Genomic DNA, 18854 nt, shown 5'->3' with positions numbered 1-18854 from the left:
CGTCGTCGGCTGAGCCGCCCCCGCTCCGCACCCGCCCCCGCGAGCGCTCCGGCGCCCGCGGGGGCGTTCGTACGTCCGGGCGCAGGCGGCTGAGCAGCCGGAGCGTCGGACCGCGCGCCGGCCGGGAAGCGGCTGTCATAAGCCCATGGCCGACACCGCCGCCCCGCTGCCCGACCGCCTCGGCTACCGCGTCAAACGGCGTCTGCTCGGCCCGCCCCTGGTCACCGAGCGCATCCGGCGCGAGAAGCTGCGCAATCCCATCGCCCTGGGTGTGCTCGCCTCGGACTGCATCTCCTCCACGGCCTACGGCAGCGAGGAGATGCTGCGGGTGCTGGTGCCGGTCATCGGGGTCGCGGCGTTCACCCTGATCCTGCCGGTCACCGGGGCGATCCTGCTGGTGCTGCTCCTGCTGACGATCTGCTACAGCGATGTGGTGACGATCTACACCCGCGCGGGCGGCTCGTACATCGTCGCCCGGGAGAACTTCGGCCCCGACATCGCGCAGATCGCCGCGGTCGCGCTGCTGGTCGACTACATCGTCACCGTCGCCGTCCAGGTCTCCGCCGGCACCAACGCGATCATCTCCTTCGCCCATCTGCTGGGCGGCACCTGGACCGGGATCGACCACCTCCAACTGCCCCTCAGCGTCGGTGTGGTCGTGCTCCTCGCCTACGGCAATCTGCGCGGATTGCGCGAGGCGGGACGGGTCTTCGCGGTCCCCGCCTATCTGTTCATGCTCGCCGTCGGGCTGATGCTGGTGATCGGGGTGATCCGCGGGCTCACCGGGCAACTGCCGCACGCCGATGTGCACGCCGCGGGCGCGGTGCCGCTCGGGGAGTCGGACGGCGGATGGCTCTACGGCGCCTCGCTCTTCATGGTGCTGCGCGCCTTCGCCAACGGCGGCTCCTCGCTCACCGGTCTGGAGGCGATCTCCAACGGCGTCTCCGTCTTCCGGGAACCCCAGGGCGTCAACGCCCGCCGCACCCTGGTCGCGATGAGCTGCGCGCTGGGCACGCTGGTGCTGGGTGTCTCGGCGATGGCCCACTTCACCCACGCCATCCCCTACCGGGACGGCACCCCGACCGTTCTGGCGCAGGAAGCCCATCTGGTCTTCGGCGGCGGGGTACCGGGCGCGCTGGGGCTGGCGTTCGTCCAGCTCGCCACCGCGCTGATCCTCTACACCGGCGCCAACACCCCGTTCACCGGCTTCCCCTTCCTGGCCAGCTTTGTCGCCGAGGACCGCTTTCTGCCCCGGCAGCTCACCCGGCGCGGCCACCGGCTGGCGTTCTCCAACGGGATCATCTCGCTGGCGGTGGTGGCGATCGCGCTGCTCGTGGTCACCGACGCCACTGTGGACCGGCTGGTCGCGCTGTACGCGATCGGGGTGTTCACCGCGTTCACCATGGCCGGGGCCGGACTGACCGCGTATCACCTGCGGCGCAGGGAGCGGGGCCGCATCCGGAAGGTGGCGGTCAACCTCACCACCGCGGTGGTGTCCGCGACGGTGGTGCTGATCTTCGCGGTCACCAAGTTCACCGAGGGCGCCTGGCTGGTCGTGGTGGTCTTCCCGCTCGGCGTCTGGGCGCTGATTCGGATCAACCGCGAGTACCGCGCGGAGGCGGCGGCCCTGGAGGCGGTCCCGGGTCCCCGCGACGACGCGTCGCGCTGGCACCGCCATGTGGTGTACGTGCTGGCGGACAGCATCGACCTTGCGACGGTCGAGGCGCTGCGCTACGCCCATGAGCTGCGGCCCGACGAGGTGCGGGCGCTGCACATCATGATCGACGAGAGCCATGCCCGCAGGCTGATGGCCCGGTGGGAGCGGACCGCGGGGGTGACCGTGGCGCTGGAGGTCGTGGAGTGCCCGGACCGGCGGCTGCGCCATACGGTGAGGGAGCTGGCGGCCCGTACCACCGAGGACGGCCGGACCGCGCTGACCCTGCTGGTACCGCGCCGCACCTACTCCTCACCGCTGGGCAAGCTGCTCCACCGGGGGACGGCGGAGGCGCTGGCGAAGGCGCTGGAACATCTGCCGGGGGTGGCGGTGACGATCCTGCCGTTCGACGTCGGCCGGGCGGTGCGGGCGATGGGGCGGCGGCGGAAGGGGCGGCAGATGCCCTAGCCGCGGGACTTGGCCGCGTCGTACGCCTCCCGGGCGGCGAGCACCTGCGGGGCCTGCTCCTCCGCCCAGCAGGCCAGCGTCCATACGCGCTGAGCGGCCTCGCGGCCGAGTTCGGTCAGCGAGTAGTCCACATGCGGCGGGATCACCGGATGCGCCTCGCGGTGGACGAAGCCGTCCCGCTCCAAGGTCTGGAGGGTCTGGGCGAGCATCTTCTCGGTGACCCCGCCGACCGTACGCCGCAGCTCGCTGAAGCGGTGGGTGCCGTCCAGCAGGACGGCCAGCACCAGCACACCCCAGCGGCTGGTCATGTGCTCCAGGATGAGCCGCGCCGGGCAGGCCGTGGGGTCGCTGTCGGCAGCCGCCATGGCCTGGAGCTTTTCGCTTACCTTCATGCCAGTACCTTACGTTGAAGTGGGTACTTTCGAGCAGTTAGCGCTGAATCTAGGGTGGCCCGCGTAAGCAGCTACCACCAGCGTCAACGGGGAGAAACCGCAATGCGCATCGTTGTCACCGGAGCCACCGGCCATCTCGGCCGCCTTGTCATCGAGGGACTGCTGGAGAAGGTCCCCGCCGACCGGATCGTCGCCGTCGTCCGCGACCCCGCGAAGGCCACCGCCCTGACCGCCCGCGGCATACGGCTCCATACCGCCGACTACAGCGAACCGCACACCCTCCAGGGCGCGTTCACCGCGGGCGACCGGGTGCTGCTGATCTCCGGCAGCGAGGTCGGCCGCCGCGTCCCGCAGCACCGGGCCGTGATCGATGCCGCCCGGGAGGCCGGGGTCGCGCTGCTGGCCTACACCAGCGTGCTGGGCGCGCCCACCGCCGACTTCGCCCTCGCCGAGGAACACCAGGCCACCGAGCGGGCCCTCACCGCGTCCGGGGTGCCGTACGTACTGCTGCGCAACGGCTGGTACCACGAGAACTACACCGAGAACCTCGCCCCCGTCCTGGAGTACGGGGCAGTCGTCGGCGCCGCGGGCGAGGGCCGGGTGGCCTCCGCCTCCCGGGCCGACTACGCCGCGGCGGCGGTGGCCGTGCTCACCGGGGAGGGCCACGCGGGCCGGGCGTACGAGCTGTCCGGTGACACCGCCTGGAGCCTCGCGGAGTACGCCGCCATGATCGCCGAGCGGACCGGCCGGGAGATCGTCTACAACCCGGTCTCCCCGGACGCGTACCAGTCGGTCCTCACCGGCGCGGGGCTCCCCGGACCGGTGGCCGAGATCCTGGCGGACAGCGACACCGCGGTGGCACGCGGCCGGCTGGCGGCCACCTCCGGCGAGCTGTCCCGGCTCATCGGCCGTCCCGCCACTCCGCTGGCGGAGGCGGTCGCGGTGGCTCTCCATGACCTCAAGGGCATCACGGGCACCACCAGGTGATCCCCTAACACCCCCTCCCCTGTCATCACCGTATCCATGAGACGGGAATGACAGACGGCTTCCCGGGCGCTACCTTCATCAGGTCACCAGGGATGTCCCGCACATCGGGGAGGGGTCATGCAGCCGCAGCAACAGGATCGCGCCGGGCTCCTCTACGGCTTCGCGGCCTACAGCATGTGGGGACTGGGGGCACTCTTCTGGCCGCTGCTGGAGCCCGCGAACGCGGTGGAGATCCTCGCCCACCGGATGGTGTGGTCACTGGCGGCCGTCGGGCTGATCCTGCTCGCGCTGCGCCGCTGGGCCTGGATCCGGCCGCTGCTGCGGCAGCCCCGGCAGCTGGGGATGATCGCGATCGCGGCGAGCGTCATCTCGGTCAACTGGGGCCTGTACATCTGGGGCGTCAACAGCGGACACGTGGTCGAGACCGCCCTCGGCTACTTCATCAACCCCCTGGTCAGCATCGCCTTCGGGGTGCTGCTGCTGCGTGAGCGGCTGCGCCCCGCGCAGTGGGCCGCGGTCGGCATCGGGGCGGTGGCCGTGGTGGTGCTCTCCATCGGCTACGGCAAGCTGCCCTGGATCGCGCTCACCCTCGCTTTCTCCTTCGCCACCTACGGCCTGGTCAAGAAGCGGGTCGGGCTGGGCGGACTGGAGTCGCTGGCCGCCGAGACCGCCGTCCAGTTCCTGCCCGCGCTCGGCTTCCTGGTGTTCCTCGGGGCGCGCGGTGACAGCACCTTCGGCAGCGGGGGCGCGGGCCACTCGGCGCTGCTGGCGAGCTGCGGTGTCATCACCGCGCTGCCGCTGATCTGCTTCGGGGCAGCGGCGGTGCGGCTGCCGCTGTCGACGATCGGCATGCTCCAGTACATCGCGCCCATCTTCCAGTTCACCCTGGGCCTGGTGGTCTTCCATGAGTCGATGCCGCCCGAGCGATGGGCGGGCTTCGCTCTGGTCTGGTGTGCGCTCACCCTGCTGACCTGGGACGCTCTGCACACCGCGCACCGGGCACGGCGAGAGCTGGCCGACGCCGCCGCGCGGGCGGGGCTGTCTCCCGCGGTCGCCGAACCCGACTCCGGTTCCCGTTCCGGCCGCGACGGCGTACCGGTCGCCGCCGCGGAGGCCGCCCGGGTGGTGCCCGATGTCATCCCGGGCGCCGGTCCCGAGACCGCCGCCGACGCCGTACCGGACATCGCCCCGGGTACCGCTCCGGAGAAGCACGGCGGGTCGATATCCGGCGGCTGATGTCCGGTTTCCGCTCTTGACGCGGAGTCAGCACCACCCGGACCATCAGCCGCATCACCACCGCGTCGCCGGTTCACCGCTCCATCGCCCCCCACGGGCACGTGCATCACACCGCATCACGTCATTCCGTCCTGTCCGCGTTCGGAATTCGGAGCCCCCATGTCGTCATCGGCAGCTCGACGCCCCCTCACTTCCCGAAGATCCTGGCTGCGCCGCACCACGACCGCCGCAGCCGTCGGCACCGCGATCGCCGCCCTGGTCGGGGCCGCGCCCGCCACCGCACCGGGCGGTACCGCCTCCGCGGCCTCCGGCAGCGCCCTGGCCGCACCGGACATCCCGGTGGCCAATGTGAAGGCCCACCTCAGCCGGCTCCAGTCCATCGCCACCGCCAACAGCGGCAACCGCGCCCACGGCCGCCCCGGCTACAAGGCGTCCCTCGACTACATCAAGGGCAAGCTGGACGCCGCGGGATTCACCACCACCGTGCAGCAGTTCAGCTACTTCGGCAGCACCGGCTACAACCTCATCGCCGACTGGCCCGGCGGTGACACCAACAACGTGGTGTTCGCCGGGGCCCATCTGGACTCCGTCTCCGCCGGGCCCGGTATCAACGACAACGGTTCGGGCTCCGCCGCCGTCCTGGAGAACGCGCTCGCCGTCGCTCGCGCGGGGGCACGGCCCACCAAGCATCTGCGGTTCGGCTGGTGGGGCGCCGAGGAGTTCGGGATGGTCGGATCCCGGAACTACGTCAACCGGCTGTCCTCCGCCGACCGCGCCAAGATCGACGCCTATCTCAACTTCGACATGGTCGGCTCGCCCAACCCGGGCTACTTCGTCTACGACGACGACCCGGCCATCGAGTCGGTGTTCAAGCAGTACTTCAGCGGCCAGAACATCGCCACCGAGCCCGAGACCGAGGGTGATGGCCGCTCGGACCACGCCTCGTTCAAGAACGTCGGCATCCCGGTGGGCGGGCTGTTCAGCGGCGCCGACTACCGCAAGACGGCGGCCCAGGCCCAGAAGTGGGGCGGTACCTCAGGCCAGCCGTTCGACCGCTGCTACCACCGCTCATGTGACACCACGAGCAACATCAACGACACCGCGCTGGACCGTAACAGCGACGCCATCGCCTACGCGCTGTGGAACCTGAGCGGCGCCTGATCGCCCGCTCCCTCGTCAGTGCCGCGCCGCGTTCGGCCCGGTCGGCTCAGGCCGTGATGTCCTTCGCGGTGAACCGGGCCCAGGCCGCCGAGCCGAACACGGCCGCGTACAGCCCCTGCAACCCCAGGTTCTTGACCAGGTCGTCCCAGTAGACCGGGTCCCGGAGCAGATCCGCGAAGCTCAGCCAGTAGTGCGGGAAGAGATACGGGTGGATCGCGTGCAGCTGCGGGATGGTGTCGAGGATCTGCGCGGTGATCACCAGCCCCACGGTCGTGGCCATGGCCGCGATACCGCTGTTGGTCAGGGTGGAGATGAACACGCCCACCGTCGCGATCCCCACCAGCGACAGCGCCACGACGGCCGCCACGCCCAGGGCCCGCACCAGTCCGTCACCGAAGGAGACGGTGGTGCCGGAGATCAGGGTGATGTCCCCGAGCGGGAAGAGCAGCGCCCCGGTGGCCAGCCCGGTGACGGCCACCACCAGGGTGGCCACCAGGCAGAAGGCCAAGACGGCGGTGAACTTGGCCAGCAGCAGCCGGGTACGGCCCGCGGGCGCCACCAGCAGATAGCGCAGTGTCCCCGCACCCGCCTCGCCCGCGATCGAGTCACCGGCGATCACACCGATCGCCATCGGCAGGAAGACGGGCAGGGTGGCCGCCAGCGCGGCGAAGAGCAGGAAGATCCCGTTGTTGGTGATCTGGGAGAAGAACGCCGGGGCCTCGCCCTCTCCGCCGCCGCCACCGCCCTGTCCGACCCCGCCGCCGTCGCTGGTCTCGATCTTCACCGCGATACCGATGAGGATGGGGACGGCCGCGAGCACCCCGAGCAGGGCCAGGGTCCGCCAGCGCCGGAAGGTGATGGCCAGCTCGCTGCGGAAGAGGGCCAGCGTCCACAGCGGACGCGGCCGCCGCGGCGCGGGTGCCTCCAGCGTTCCGGCTTCAGCCCGCGACATCGAAACCCTCCCCGGTCAGCGCCACGAAGGCGTCCTCCAGCGAGGCGCGCTCGGTGCCGAAGGCCCGGACCCGCACCCCTTCGCGTACCAAGGCGGCGTTGAGATCCGCCAGTTCCAGGGGTGTCTGGGGCAGCTCGCCGAGGACGCGCTCGTCGAGCACCACCAGATCCGTCACCCCGTGCTCCTTCAGAACGCGGACCGCGTCCGCCGGATCGGGGGTGGTGACCGACAGCCGGCCGCGGCTGCTCGCGGCCAGCTCGGCGACGGTGCCCTGGGTGATCAGCTTCCCCTGGGCCATGACGGCCGCATGGGTGCAGACCTGCTCGATCTCGTCGAGCAGATGGGAGGAGAGGAAGACCGTGGTGCCCTCCCCCGCCAGCTCCCGCACCAGACTGCGGATCTCCCGCATGCCCTGCGGATCCAGGCCGTTGGTCGGCTCGTCCAGGACCAGCAGCTCACGCGGCTGGAGCAGGGCGGCGGCCAGGCCGAGGCGCTGCTTCATCCCGAGCGAGTAGGCGCGGGCCTTCTTCCCGGCCGCCGCGGCGAGGCCCACCCGGTCCAGGGCGGAGGCGACGCGGGCGGGGCGGGTGCGCGGATCGGCGGTGGGGTCGGCGGCGTCATAGCGCAGCAGATTGTCCCGGCCGGTCAGATAGGGGTAGAGCGCGGGGCCCTCGATGAGGGCCCCGACCCTGGGCAGTACGCCGCGGGCGGCGCGCGGCATGGGTTCGCCGAGCAGCCGGGCCGCTCCGGAGGTCGGCTCGATCAGGCCCATGAGCATACGGATGGTCGTCGTCTTCCCCGAGCCGTTGGGCCCGAGGAAGCCGAAGACGCTGCCCCGCGGCACCGTCAGGTCGAGTCCGTCGACGGCGAGCTGGCCGCCCCGGTAGCGCTTGGTGAGCCCGCGGGTCTCGACCGCGGCCCCGGTTTCCTCCACGGGCTCCCCTTCGCCGTACTGCTGTGGTGCGTACTGCTGAAGTGCGTACTGCTGTGGTGCGTTCGGTCCGCTCCGGCCCTACCCGGCCGGAGGGCTCACTTGGCCTTGTTGGCGGCGGCGACCAGGGCGTCCGTGTCGACCGCGCCGACGAAGACCTTGCCGTCGTCGGTGAGCAGGGCGTTCACCAGGCGAGTGCTGACGACATGGCCGGAGCCGAAGTCGCCCTTGACCTCCTTGCCGAAGCCACCGAGGAACCCTCCGGCGTCCTTCTCCGCTCCGCCGTCGCCGCCCTGGGCCGCGGGTGCGCCGCCTTCGCCGCCGTCGAGCCGGGCGACGCTGTCCCAGCTCTCACCGATCACCTTCAGGCCGGACAGGGCCTCCTGCGCGTCCTTGTCGTTCATCCCGTCCTTGGCGTTCATCCCGTCCTTGGCGCCGCGCTTGTGGTCGCTCTCCTCGGTGACCTTGGCGCCCTTGGGCGGGGTGAAGTCGAAGGTGCCCGCCGTGGGCTTGCCGAAGTCGACCTTGGTGAAGGCCACGTCGACCACGGCCTTGCCGCCGCTCTTGGGAGTGAGGACGAACTTCAGCGGGGTGCCGTTGTCCGCGTCCACCGCGATCCGGACCGAGCCGACCGTGGAGTCGTCCGACGTGGGCTTGATCAGCAGCTCATAGGCGTCCCGGCCGGCGACCCGGGTGGTGCCGTCGACCGAGACATCCGTGGTGTCGTCCACGGAGGCGAGCACCTGCTTGGCGAACTGCTGCGGGGTGACGTCCTTGAGGTCCTTGGGCAGCTCGCGCCGGTGGTCGTCCTTGGCCCCGGAGCCCTTGGGGGCGGTGGAGTGGTAGACCGCGTTTGCCTCACTGTCGTACGCCCAGGTCTCATCGCCGTTGTGGATCAGGCTGTACTCGGCGGCCTTCTCGATGATCGACACCCGCTGGCGCTCCGGGCCGTCCGCGGCCACCCGCAGGGTGTGCGAGCCGGAGACCAGATCCATCAGCTTGGCATCGGGTGCGGCCGAGGCGCCGTCGCCGCCTTCCCCGCCCGCTCCGCCGCCGAGGTCGGAGAGGGAAGCGCCGCCGGGCAGCGAGGGCAGCCCCAGATCGGTGGTGATCTTCACCGAGCCGGACAGCTGCTCGGTGTCCGAGGCGGCCATCTTGCTGATGAGCTCCTCCGCCGAGATCTTCGGCAGATCGGGGTCGCCGCTGCTGGCGAGGGCCGGAACAAGCCCTATCGTGGCCGCCGCCAGCCCTGCGACCGCGACCGGGAGGGCGTACCGGGCGGCCTTCGTACGTCGTGACGGCCGCTCCTCGTCCCAGAAGCCGTCGTCGTCGACCTGTGTCGGTCGGATCCGTGCCATGTGTGCTCTACCTCCGTCGTGGGCGGCGGTTGTCAGCCTGCACTCGTCCACCTCTCGGGCCATTGTCGCCCGTTCCCGCCCTGTGGTGGTGGTTTCATCCCACCAAATCCACGGCCCCACGGCGTCAGCCCGCAGGATCAACTGCACTCTCATGCTCGGGTATGACAACCGGTGCCGCGCGGGTGAGCTCGTACGTCCCGGGGAGACCCCGGGAACGCCTCGCCCCCAGGGGGCGGTTCGGCAGATCACGGGGGGGGCGGTGGGCGGGCGGGGATCAGCCCGCGCGGTGCACCACCGCGTCGCACAGCCCCTCGAGGGCGGCCTTCGCCGGGCCCTCGGGCAGCGGCGCCAGCATCGAACGGGCCTCCGCCGCATAGCGGAGGGTGTCCCGGCGGGCCTCCTCCAGCGCCGGGTGGGCCCGCAGCCGCCGCAGCACCTCGGCATGGCGGGCGTCATCGGTGAGGTCCCCGGCGAGCAGCTCGCACAGCTCGCGGTCCTCGGCCGAGCCGCTGGCCGCCGCCCGGGCCCGCAGATGCAGCACGGGGAGGGTGGCGATGCCCTCGCGCAGATCGGTGCCGGGGGTCTTGCCCGACTCATGGCTGTCGCTGGCGATGTCCAGGACGTCGTCGGCCAGCTGGAAGGCCATGCCCAGCCGCTCGCCGTACTGGGTCAGGATGTTGACGATTGACTCGTCGGCGCCGGACATCATCGCGCCGAACCGTCCGGAGACGGCGATGAGCGAGCCGGTCTTGCCCGCGAGCACATCCAGATAGTGCTCGATGGGGTCCTGGCCGTCGCGCGGTCCGGCGGTCTCCAGGATCTGGCCGGTCACCAGCCGTTCGAACGCCTCGGCCTGGATCCGGACCGCCTCCGGGCCGAGGTCGGCCAGGATGTGGGAGGCCCGGGCGAAGAGGAAGTCGCCGGTGAGCACCGCCACCGAATTGCCCCAGCGGGCATTGGCGCTGGACACCCCGCGCCGCACATCCGCCTCGTCCATCACATCGTCGTGGTAGAGCGTCGCCAGATGGGTCAGCTCGACGACCACGGCGGAAGGCACCACACCGGGGGCGTGCGGATCGCCGAACTGCGCGGCGAGCAGCACCACCAGCGGACGGAACCGCTTCCCGCCCGCCCGCACCAGATGCTGGGCGGCCTCGGTAATGAAGGGCACATCACTCTTGGTGGCCTCCAACAGGCCCTCTTCGACAGCCGTCAGCCCGGCCTGGGTGTCGGCTTCCAGAGTCTGGTCCCGCACGCTCAGCCCAAGGGGCCCGATGACGCTCACGGGGTACTCCTGTCTGCCTACGATCACGCGGAATGTCGATGTGTCGCTGCCTTCACCAACAGGCAGCGTATCCGGTCGGGTATCGATCACTGTGGGCGGCTTCCCGCCTTGTGCGCCTCACAGCGTCCATGCCCCCGAGCGACCGGCATCCCCACGCAGTACCGCGATCACCAGCAGATCATTCCTCCCGCGCCCCCGGCCGCTTACCCGAACGGCCGGGGGAACAGGCCGCACGGTCCCTCATTCGTGGGCGGCCGCCACCGCCCCATGACATGGTCCGCGGCCAGCTCGCCCACCCGGCCGCCCGCGCCGCGCCGCGAGAGCACCGGCCGTCCGTCACCCTCCACGGTGACCCGGTGGATGTGCTGCCCCTGGGTGACCTGCACCCGGCAGGCGAACCGGTCCCGCAGCCGCGGCCGGCGGTCCGGCGGCGCGCCGAAGATTGCCGCCTCCAGCAAGAACTATCCGGACATTGCCATCTCTTTAGGCAGCACCCGGCACCTCCTTCCCTCGCGCCCCTTGAGCCGTAAGGTGTGGCCTGGCCGGCACGGTGACGAGGAGAAGGCGAGGCAGCATTCATGCCGCAGCGAAGCCCGCTCGATCTGCCCGAAGGGGATCCCTTCGGGCCGCACAATCTCCCCTATGGCGTCTTCACCACGCCGCATGCGCCGCATCTGCGCAGGATCGGCGTGCGCTACGGGAGCCATGTGCTGGACGCGGGAGCCGCGGCGGCCGCCACCGCCTCGCCGCACGCCGAACTGCTGGGCGCCGCCACGCTCAACCCGCTGATGGCCGCGGGCCGCCCGGTCTGGCAGGCGGTCCGCGCCGAGGTGCTCGACTGGCTGACCAACCCGGCGCACCGGCCGACCATCGAGCCCCTGATGCACCCCCTCACCACCCTCGCCCTCCACCTCCCCATCGAGGTGGCCGACTACGTCGACTTCTATGCGAGCGAGCATCACGCGGCCAATGTGGGCCGGATGTTCCGCCCGGACGGCGACGCGCTCACCCCCAACTGGAAGCACCTGCCGATCGGTTACCACGGCCGGGCCGGTACGGTCCTGGTCTCCGGCACCCCGATCGTGCGCCCCCAGGGCCAGTACTTGCCGCCCGCCCCGGCCGTCTCGTCCTCGTCGCCCACACCGTCCGCGCCATCCGCACCGTCCACACCGTCCGCGCCTCATACGTCCTCCCCCACTCCGGTCTTCGGCCCCTCCCTGCGCCTCGACTTCGAAGCGGAGGTGGCCTTCGTCGTCGGCGCCCCTTCCCCTTTGAATACACCGGTGCCGCTCTCCGGGTTCCACGACCATGTCTTCGGTCTCTGTCTGCTCAACGACTGGTCCGCCCGCGACATCCAGAGCTGGGAGTACCGTCCGCTCGGCCCCTTCCTCGGCAAGTCCTTCGCCACCTCCCTCGCCGCGTGGATCACGCCGCTGGACGCCCTCGCCCCGGCCCGCACCGCCCCGCCCGCCCGCGATCTCCCGCTGCTGCCCTACCTCGACGACTCCACCGCCGAACCCTTCGGCTTCGACCTGCGCATCGAGGTCGCCGTCAACGGACACACCGTCTCCCGCCCGCCGTTCTCCGCCATGTACTGGACCGCCGCCCAGCAACTGGCCCATATGACCGTGAACGGCGCCTCGCTGCGCACCGGCGACGTCTTCGCCTCCGGCACGGTCAGCGGCCCGCGCCCGGCCGAGCGCGGCTGTCTGCTCGAGCTCACCTGGGGCGGACGCGATCCGGTGCACCTCCCCGACGGCAGCCGCACCTTTCTGGAGGACGGCGACGAGGTGACCCTCACGGCCTGGGCGCCCGGCGCGCACGGCGCCCGTATCGGTCTGGGTGAGGTGACCGGCCACGTCGTCCCGGCCACTCCCTGAGCGGCTGCTACGTTGTCGTGCTCCTGCCCTAACAACCGAGGAGATGTGCGTGATCAAGGCAGTGAGCGTCGCCGGAACGGTGGCCGCGGCCGCCCTGTTGCTGACGGCCTGTGGCAGCGAAGGCGACGACGGCAAGAAGGACACCTCCAAGGACACCCCGTCGGCCAGCGCCCCGGCGGAGGGGGGCGCGGGTGCCGAGCTGACCGGCGCCTATGTCGCCAAGAGCGGCAACGAGACGATGATGCTGTCCATCAGCGGCGAGAAGGCGGCACTGGTCGCGGGCAAGCACACCTGCTCCGGTGAGTACACCGACACCGGCGAGAAGACGCTGATGCTCAAGTGCGCCGACGGCAACACCGACCGCACCAGTGGCAAGGTGGCCCCGAGCGCCGACGGCAAGACGCTCACCGTCGACTGGGAAGCGCTCTCGGAGAACGACACCTTCACCAAGGCAGCCTCCCCGAAGGACCTCCCGAGCGGGCTTCCCACGTCGATGCCCTCCGGTCTGCCGACCGGTATGCCCGACCTCCCCACCAACTGAGGCGACGTCCTCAGGCGGACCGAACAGACACGAGGGTCCCGGCATCGTGACGATGCCGGGACCCTCGTGTCTGTTCGGACGACCCTCGGTGCACCGGCTTCGCCCGATCATCCCTGTCCACCGGCCGGATGACCGAGCCCGAACAGTGCCAGCGGGTGCTGCCCGGACGGCACGACCGCCGGGCGGAGCCCGAGGAGCCGCTCGTCGTCGAACCCGGCCACGAGCACCGCGCCCAGACCCGCTTCGGTGGCTTGGAGGTAGATGTTCTGGCCGGCGTGGCCCGCCTCCAGCCATACGTACCTCGGCCCCCGCTGCCCCAGCGGCGGCTGATCGGCGAAATGCCGCGCGGCCGCGTCCACATCACCGCTGAGCAGCAGCAGGGCCGCCGCCCGGCGCAGCCAGGCGTGGTCGGCGAGAGTGGTGGCGGCGACCCGGTCGCGGTGGTCGCCTTCGGCGACCAGGGTCAGCACCTGTCGCTCGGCGTCGTACCGGTAGGCCCCGGCGGCCAGATCGTCCATGTTCCCCGCAACCACGGTGAGCGTCAGGGGGTAGAGGGCGTGGGCTGACGGGCAGGTGCGGCGTCCATCGGCGGTACGTCCCTGCGCCGCCCACGCCACACGAGCGAGCTGGGCGGTGTTCAGGGGCCGGGAGCCGAACTCGCGCGTGCTGCGGCGCCCTTCCAGCAAGGACCCCAAGCCCTCGGCCGGCGCCGCAGGCCGAATCCGCGGCAGAGGCACATCCCGCTGTGTCATCGGGCCAGCCAAGCACACCGGCACACCACGCGGCTATGTGTCCTGGGCCGTGGGCCAAGGGACGGTCCAGTGGCGACTGCCAGGTCCTGGTACCGGTTCCGGGCCGGGCTCATGGCTCCAGCCGGATCAGAGCCTGCATCGCGTTCCGCTCGATCCGGGCGAGGTCGCGGAGGGCCGTACTGGCCTGCTCGAGGTGGGTCGCCGCACCGGACTCGCCCGCCTTCGCGATCAGTTCGGCCACCTCCGTCCACAGGGCGGCGGCCTCGGCGTACAGGGTGTGACCGGTGTGCAGATGGCCGCCGCCGACCAGCTCTGCGCACTCCCCGAGGAAGTCGCGGTAGAGGTTGCGGAACAGGGCTCCGCCAGTGCCCGCCTCCTCCATGAGCCGGGCGGCCCGTGTCAGATCCCGGTGCGGATCGCCGGTGCGCTCCAGCCACTTCGGCACCTGCCCGGCCGCCTTCTCGATGCCCCGGTGGCCCAGGTTCGCGATCGGCGGGTCGAGGAACGCCGCGGCGCACGCCGTGATCGCGGGAATGATCCGCTCCCGCGGTGAAGGGAGGTCCTTCGGCACGGTGAGGGTGAAGGAGCGGTGCCTGGCGGTCATCGGGCCGCGTTCGGCCCTGGCCCTGGCCAGACTCGCCAGACTGGTGGACACCGCTCCGCCCTGCTGTTCGGTGTCCACCAGGTAGGCGTTCTCCTCGTCATAGCCGTACATGGCCACGACATGGGCACCGAAGTGCACCTTGGTGGTGAAGTAGTCCAGGTGGTAGCTGTCGAGCTGCAACCCGACCGGCCGCCCGGCGTCGAGGGGCGCCACCACCTGCTCCCATGCCCTGCGCGCGGACGTGGTCTCGTGGACCAGCAGTTCCAGCCCGAGTCCGGCGGCCAGGTTCCTGGTCAGCTCGAACGGCTTGACGCGGCCTCCGAGGAACGGGAAGCCCATGGCCTTGCTGTCCCAGTAGAGGAACGACAGTCCTGAGCCGAGGCCGAACAGCATGGGCTCGGACCAGGTGACGCCCTCGTGCCGCAGCAGCACACCCAGCGCCGTCGTCTCGCAGTGCCGCATACCGCGGGTGTCGATGTCCCGCACCATGGTCATGCCGCGTCCTCCTCGACGGGGATGATCAGCCGGGTCAGCAGTTCCTCCTGGGGAGCCTCTCCCGGCCCCACGAGATACGCCTCGCGCACGGGCGCCTTCGGACGCAGCCCTCGCTCGTGGATGGCGGCGAACAGCGCGTTGTAGGCGAGGGGCAGTTGGGCGTAGGGGCCCGTGTGCAGCGTCTCGGCCACCGGTCCGCCGGGCAGCACCTCACGGACCAGGCCGGGCAACTCCATTCCTTCCGGTACCCGGGCTCCTACGGCGATCGCCGCGCGGTCCTCCAGCTCCACGGGGTACAGCCCCCACAGCGGTGGCTCCCAGACGACGCCCGCGCCGTTCAGCGCGGCCAGCAGCAGGTTCACCTGCTCCCCTGCCTTCTCCCCGATCTCGGTGGGGGCACAGACTGTCCGGGTCACGGCCAGCTCCAGCGGGGGTTCACCGCCCATGGTCACCTCGTAGCCGGGCAGACCGCCCTCGGCCAGCCGCTCCAGCATGTCCATCCGGGTCCGGTCCCGGCGGATCCGCTCCGCCAGCCGTTCCCGCTCGGCGCGCAGGATGCGCGCCCTGGTCGGGGGTCGGGCGGTCAGGATCTCGGCGATCACGGTCAGCGGGAGGTCCATCTCGCGCAGCAGGCCGATGGTCAGGGCATCGCGTGCCTGGTCGGGGGCGTAGTAGCGGTAGCCCGTGCCGACGTCGACATGGACGGCGGCCAGCAGCCCCAGTTCGTCGTAGTGCCGCAGCTGTTTGACGCTCAGCCGGCACAGCCGGGCGAATCGCCCGATGGTGAGGAGGTCATTGCGCACATCACCAGGGTGGACCCTCCCACGAGGGGAGAGTCCACCCCTCGGTCAGACGGATCCGCTACCGCACGAACACCCCGGCCTGGCTCGCCAGATCGAGGAAGTACTGCGGGGCGACACCGAGCACCAGCGTGACCGCCACGCCGATCGCGATCGCCGACGAGGTCAGCGCGCTCGGCACGGCGACCGACGGGCCGTCCGTACGCGGTTCGCTGAAGAACATCAGCACGATCACCCGGATGTAGAAGAACGCGGCGATCGCCGACGAGATCACACCGACGACCACCAGCGCGCCCGCGCCGCCGTCGGCCGCCGCCTTGAAGACCGCGAACTTCCCGGCGAAGCCGCTGGTCAGCGGGATACCGGCGAAGGCCAGCAGAAAGACCGCGAAGACGGCGGCCACCAGCGGTGAACGGCGGCCGAGCCCGGCCCACTTGGACAGGTGGGTGGCCTCCCCGCCCGCGTCCCGCACCAGGGTGACCACCGCGAAGGCGCCCAGGGTCACGAAGGAGTACGCGGCGAGGTAGAAGAGGACCGAGGAGATGCCGTCGGGCGTGGTGGCGATGACACCGGCGAGGATGAACCCCGCATGCGCGATCGAGGAGTACGCCAGCAGCCGCTTCACATCGGTCTGGGTGACCGCCACGATGGCGCCGCCCAGCATGGTGACGATCGCGACGCCCCACATCACCGGGCGCCAGTCCCAGCGCAGCCCGGGCAGCACGACATAGAGCAGCCGCAGCAGGGCGCCGAACGCCGCGACCTTGGTGGCCGCCGCCATGAATCCGGTGACCGGGGTCGGAGCGCCCTGGTAGACATCCGGGGTCCACATGTGGAACGGCACCGCGCCGATCTTGAACAGCAGCCCCATCAGCACCATCGCACCGCCGATGAGCAGCAGCGCGTCATTGCCCATGGTCCCGGCGAGCGCCGGGGTGACGTTCCGGACCTGGCCGTCGACCACATCCGCGATCCCGGCATAGCCGACGGTGCCCGCGTAGCCGTAGAGCAGGGCGATACCGAACAGCAGGAACGCCGAGGAGAAGGCGCCGAGCAGGAAGTACTTGACGGCGGACTCCTGGGAGAGCATGCGGTGGCGCCGGGCGAGCGCGCACAGCACGTACAGCGGCAGCGAGAAGACCTCCAGCGCCACGAAAAGCGTCAGCAGGTCATTGGCGGACGGGAAGACCAGCATGCCGCCGACCGCGAACAGCACCAGCGGAAAGACCTCGGTGGTGGTGAACCCGGCCTTCACGGCGGCCTTTTCGGCCTCACCGCCGGGGACGGCCGCCGCCTGCGCGGCGAAGGAGTCGACCCGGTTGCCGTGCACCACCGGATCGAGCCGTCGCTCGGCGAAGGTGAACACCGCGACCAGCGCCACCAGCAGGATGGTGCCCTGGAGGAAGAGCGACGGGCCGTCGACCGCGATGGCGCCCATGGCCGCGACATGGGCCTTGCCGGTGCCGTAGTCACCGACGGCCAGCCCGACGACCGCGGCGAACGCGGCGGCCAGGGCGACGACGGAGAGGAACAGCTGCGCGGCGTAGCGCCGGCGGCGCGGCAGGCCGGCCTCGATCAGGACGCCGACGATCGCCGCGCCGATCACGATCAGCGTCGGTGACAGCTGGCCGTACTCGATATGCGGCGAGGGGATCTTGTCGGGCGCCGCCGCCGCTGTTGTCCACAGGCTGTGGACAGTGGCCGCGTGAGTCACTTGGCACCTCCGGAAGCACCGTCGTGCATCGGGCTGTAGCTGAACCAGCCCGCGTCAACGGGGTGGTCGGGCTTGGGGTCCTTCTCGTCCACCACCGAGAGGGTGTGGTCGACCGCCGGATTGACGATGTCGGCCAGCGGCTTCGGATAGACACCGAGGAAGAGCAGCAGCGCGATGAGCGGGGCGACGACGATCAGCTCGCGCGCCTTGAGATCGGGCATGCTCCGCACCTCGGCCTTCACCGGGCCGGTCATGGTGCGCTGGTACAGCACCAGGACGTAGAGCGCCGCGAGCACTATTCCGACGGTCGCGATGACACCGAGCGCCGGATAGCGGCTGAACGTGCCGACCAGGACCAGGAATTCGCTGATGAACGGGGCGAGACCGGGCAGCGACAGGGTGGCCAGACCACCGATCAGGAAGGTGCCCGCGAGAATCGGGGCGACCTTCTGCACCCCGCCGTAGTCGGCGATGAGCCGTGAACCGCGCCGGGTGATCAGGAACCCGGCCACCAGCATCAGCGCGGCGGTCGAGATCCCGTGGTTGACCATGTAGAGGGTGGCTCCGCTCTGGCCCTGGGTGGTCATGGCGAAGATGCCGAGGATGATGAAGCCGAAGTGGGAGATCGAGGCATAGGCGATCAGCCGCTTGATGTCCCGCTGGCCGACCGCAAGCAGCGCGCCGTAGATGATGCTGACCAGCGCGAGCACCAGGATCACCGGGGTGGCCCACTTACTGGCCTCGGGGAAGAGCTGGAGGCAGAAGCGGAGCATCGCGAAGGTGCCGACCTTGTCGACGACCGCGGTGATCAGCACGGCGACCGGGGCGGTGGACTCCCCCATCGCGTTCGGCAGCCAGGTGTGCAGCGGCCACAGCGGCGCCTTCACCGCGAAGGCGAAGAAGAAGCCCAGGAACAGCAGCCGTTCGGTGCTGGTCGCGAAGGAGAGGTCACCGGCGGCCCGCGACTGGACGATCTCCTGGAGCGAGAAGGTGCCGGTGCCGAGGTCATCGGCGGTGACCGCGTACAGACCGACCACCGCGGCCAGCATGATCAGGCCACCGGCCAGGTTGTAGAGCAGGAACTTGACCGCGGCGTACGAGCGCTGGGTGGCCGTCTCCTCCTCGGACCGCTCTCCGGCCCGGTCCCCGAAGCCGCCGATGAGGAAGTACATCGGGATGAGCATGGCCTCGAAGAAGATGTAGAAGAGGAAGACATCGGTGGCCTCGAAGGAGATCACCACCATCGCCTCGACCATCAGGATCAGCGCGAAGAAGCCCTGGGTGGGCCGCCAGCGGCGGTTGGGCCGCTGCTCTTCCAGCGGGTCGGCGTCATGCCAGCCCGCCAGGATGATGAAGGGGATCAGCACCGCGGTGAGGGCGATCAGCGCCACCGCGATCCCGTCCACGCCCAGTTCGTAGCGGACCCCGAAGTCCTTGATCCAGGCGTGGGATTCGGTGAGCTGGAAGCGGCTGCCGCCGGGGTCGAAGCGGACCAGCACCAGCGCCGCGAGGACGAGCGTGGCCAGCGAGAAGGCCAGCGCCACCCACTTGGCGGCGGCGCGCTTGGCGGCGGGCACGGCGGCGGTGGCGACCGCGCCGAGCGCGGGCACCGCGGCCGTGACCGTCAGCAGGGGAAAGGACATG

Annotated in this window: 17 protein-coding genes; 6 read left to right on the top strand and 11 right to left on the bottom strand. The window is 70.8% G+C overall.

Annotated features, from left to right (window positions below; all coding sequences use genetic code 11):
- Positions 1–145: 145 nt before the first annotated feature.
- Complete coding sequence (locus JK363_RS39140; RefSeq protein WP_201883031.1) at positions 146–2122, top strand: APC family permease; 1977 nt, start codon at positions 146–148, stop codon at positions 2120–2122.
- On the opposite strand, the gene JK363_RS39135 is transcribed toward JK363_RS39140, so the two are convergent.
- Positions 2119–2514 (bottom strand): winged helix-turn-helix transcriptional regulator, encoded by a 396-nt coding sequence (locus JK363_RS39135; protein WP_236076493.1) that lies wholly within the window; start codon positions 2512–2514, stop codon positions 2119–2121. The two genes, JK363_RS39140 and JK363_RS39135, sit on opposite strands and share 4 nt — an antisense overlap.
- Positions 2515–2616: 102 nt before the next feature.
- On the opposite strand from JK363_RS39135, the gene JK363_RS39130 reads away from it, so the two are divergent.
- From JK363_RS39130 to JK363_RS39120, 3 genes are all read left to right on the top strand, one after another.
- Positions 2617–3501 (top strand): SDR family oxidoreductase, encoded by an 885-nt coding sequence (locus JK363_RS39130; protein WP_201883029.1) that lies wholly within the window; start codon positions 2617–2619, stop codon positions 3499–3501.
- 117 nt (positions 3502–3618) lie between these two features.
- Positions 3619–4737, top strand: a complete 1119-nt coding sequence (rarD, locus tag JK363_RS39125) for an EamA family transporter RarD (RefSeq protein ID WP_201883027.1) — start codon at positions 3619–3621, stop codon at positions 4735–4737.
- Between the two features lie 159 nt (positions 4738–4896).
- Positions 4897–5898 (top strand): M28 family metallopeptidase, encoded by a 1002-nt coding sequence (locus JK363_RS39120; protein ID WP_201883025.1) that lies wholly within the window; start codon positions 4897–4899, stop codon positions 5896–5898.
- Between the two features lie 46 nt (positions 5899–5944).
- On the opposite strand, the gene JK363_RS39115 is transcribed toward JK363_RS39120, so the two are convergent.
- The 5 genes from JK363_RS39115 to JK363_RS43410 all read right to left on the bottom strand — a co-directional run bounded on the left by JK363_RS39115 (position 5945) and on the right by JK363_RS43410 (position 10882).
- Positions 5945–6850, bottom strand: coding sequence for an ABC transporter permease (locus tag JK363_RS39115; RefSeq protein WP_201883023.1), 906 nt, complete (start codon positions 6848–6850; stop codon positions 5945–5947).
- Entirely contained in the window at positions 6837–7784 is a 948-nt protein-coding gene (locus tag JK363_RS39110; protein WP_201883021.1) for an ABC transporter ATP-binding protein, read from the bottom strand. The genes JK363_RS39115 and JK363_RS39110 overlap by 14 nt, the downstream gene beginning before the upstream one ends.
- Before the next feature lie 95 nt (positions 7785–7879).
- Positions 7880–9139 carry a LolA family protein gene (locus JK363_RS39105; RefSeq protein WP_201883019.1) on the bottom strand — a complete coding sequence of 420 codons (1260 nt, stop codon included), beginning with the start codon at positions 9137–9139 and terminating at the stop codon, positions 7880–7882.
- Positions 9140–9413: 274 nt separating this feature from the next.
- Positions 9414–10424 (bottom strand): polyprenyl synthetase family protein, encoded by a 1011-nt coding sequence (locus JK363_RS39100; RefSeq protein WP_201883017.1) that lies wholly within the window; start codon positions 10422–10424, stop codon positions 9414–9416.
- Between the two features lie 203 nt (positions 10425–10627).
- Complete coding sequence (locus JK363_RS43410) at positions 10628–10882, bottom strand: hypothetical protein (RefSeq protein WP_236076492.1); 255 nt, start codon at positions 10880–10882, stop codon at positions 10628–10630.
- A gap of 120 nt (positions 10883–11002) precedes the next feature.
- Between JK363_RS43410 and fahA the strand changes: the two genes are divergently transcribed.
- On the top strand, positions 11003–12304 hold the full coding sequence (gene fahA, locus JK363_RS39090) for a fumarylacetoacetase (RefSeq protein WP_201883015.1): 1302 nt from the start codon (positions 11003–11005) through the stop codon (positions 12302–12304).
- 43 nt (positions 12305–12347) lie between these two features.
- Positions 12348–12845: a hypothetical protein gene (locus JK363_RS39085; RefSeq protein ID WP_215911689.1), complete on the top strand. Its 498-nt coding sequence runs from the start codon at positions 12348–12350 to the stop codon at positions 12843–12845.
- A 107-nt stretch (positions 12846–12952) separates the two neighbouring features.
- Here the strand turns inward: JK363_RS39085 and JK363_RS39080 are convergent, their stop codons facing one another.
- The 5 genes from JK363_RS39080 to JK363_RS39060 form a co-directional block, all read right to left on the bottom strand.
- Entirely contained in the window at positions 12953–13531 is a 579-nt protein-coding gene (locus JK363_RS39080; RefSeq protein ID WP_201883012.1) for a SagB/ThcOx family dehydrogenase, read from the bottom strand.
- 175 nt (positions 13532–13706) lie between these two features.
- The gene (locus JK363_RS39075) at positions 13707–14696 is read right to left on the bottom strand and encodes a BtrH N-terminal domain-containing protein (RefSeq protein WP_201883010.1); all 990 of its coding nucleotides are present in this window, start codon (positions 14694–14696) and stop codon (positions 13707–13709) included.
- Positions 14693–15499 carry a MerR family transcriptional regulator gene (locus JK363_RS44460; protein WP_201883008.1) on the bottom strand — a complete coding sequence of 269 codons (807 nt, stop codon included), beginning with the start codon at positions 15497–15499 and terminating at the stop codon, positions 14693–14695. The genes JK363_RS39075 and JK363_RS44460 overlap by 4 nt, the downstream gene beginning before the upstream one ends.
- A gap of 58 nt (positions 15500–15557) precedes the next feature.
- Complete coding sequence (nuoN, locus tag JK363_RS39065) at positions 15558–17210, bottom strand: NADH-quinone oxidoreductase subunit NuoN (RefSeq protein WP_201883006.1); 1653 nt, start codon at positions 17208–17210, stop codon at positions 15558–15560.
- Positions 17207–18853, bottom strand: a complete 1647-nt coding sequence (locus JK363_RS39060; protein WP_201883004.1) for an NADH-quinone oxidoreductase subunit M — start codon at positions 18851–18853, stop codon at positions 17207–17209. Before JK363_RS39060 ends, nuoN begins: the two co-directional genes overlap by 4 nt.
- Position 18854 lies beyond the last annotated feature (1 nt).

Origin of the sequence: Streptomyces coffeae (assembly GCF_016741875.1) — a bacterium.
Lineage (GTDB): Bacteria > Actinomycetota > Actinomycetes > Streptomycetales > Streptomycetaceae > Streptomyces > Streptomyces coffeae.
This window is presented reverse-complemented; position numbering and strand designations above follow the sequence as displayed.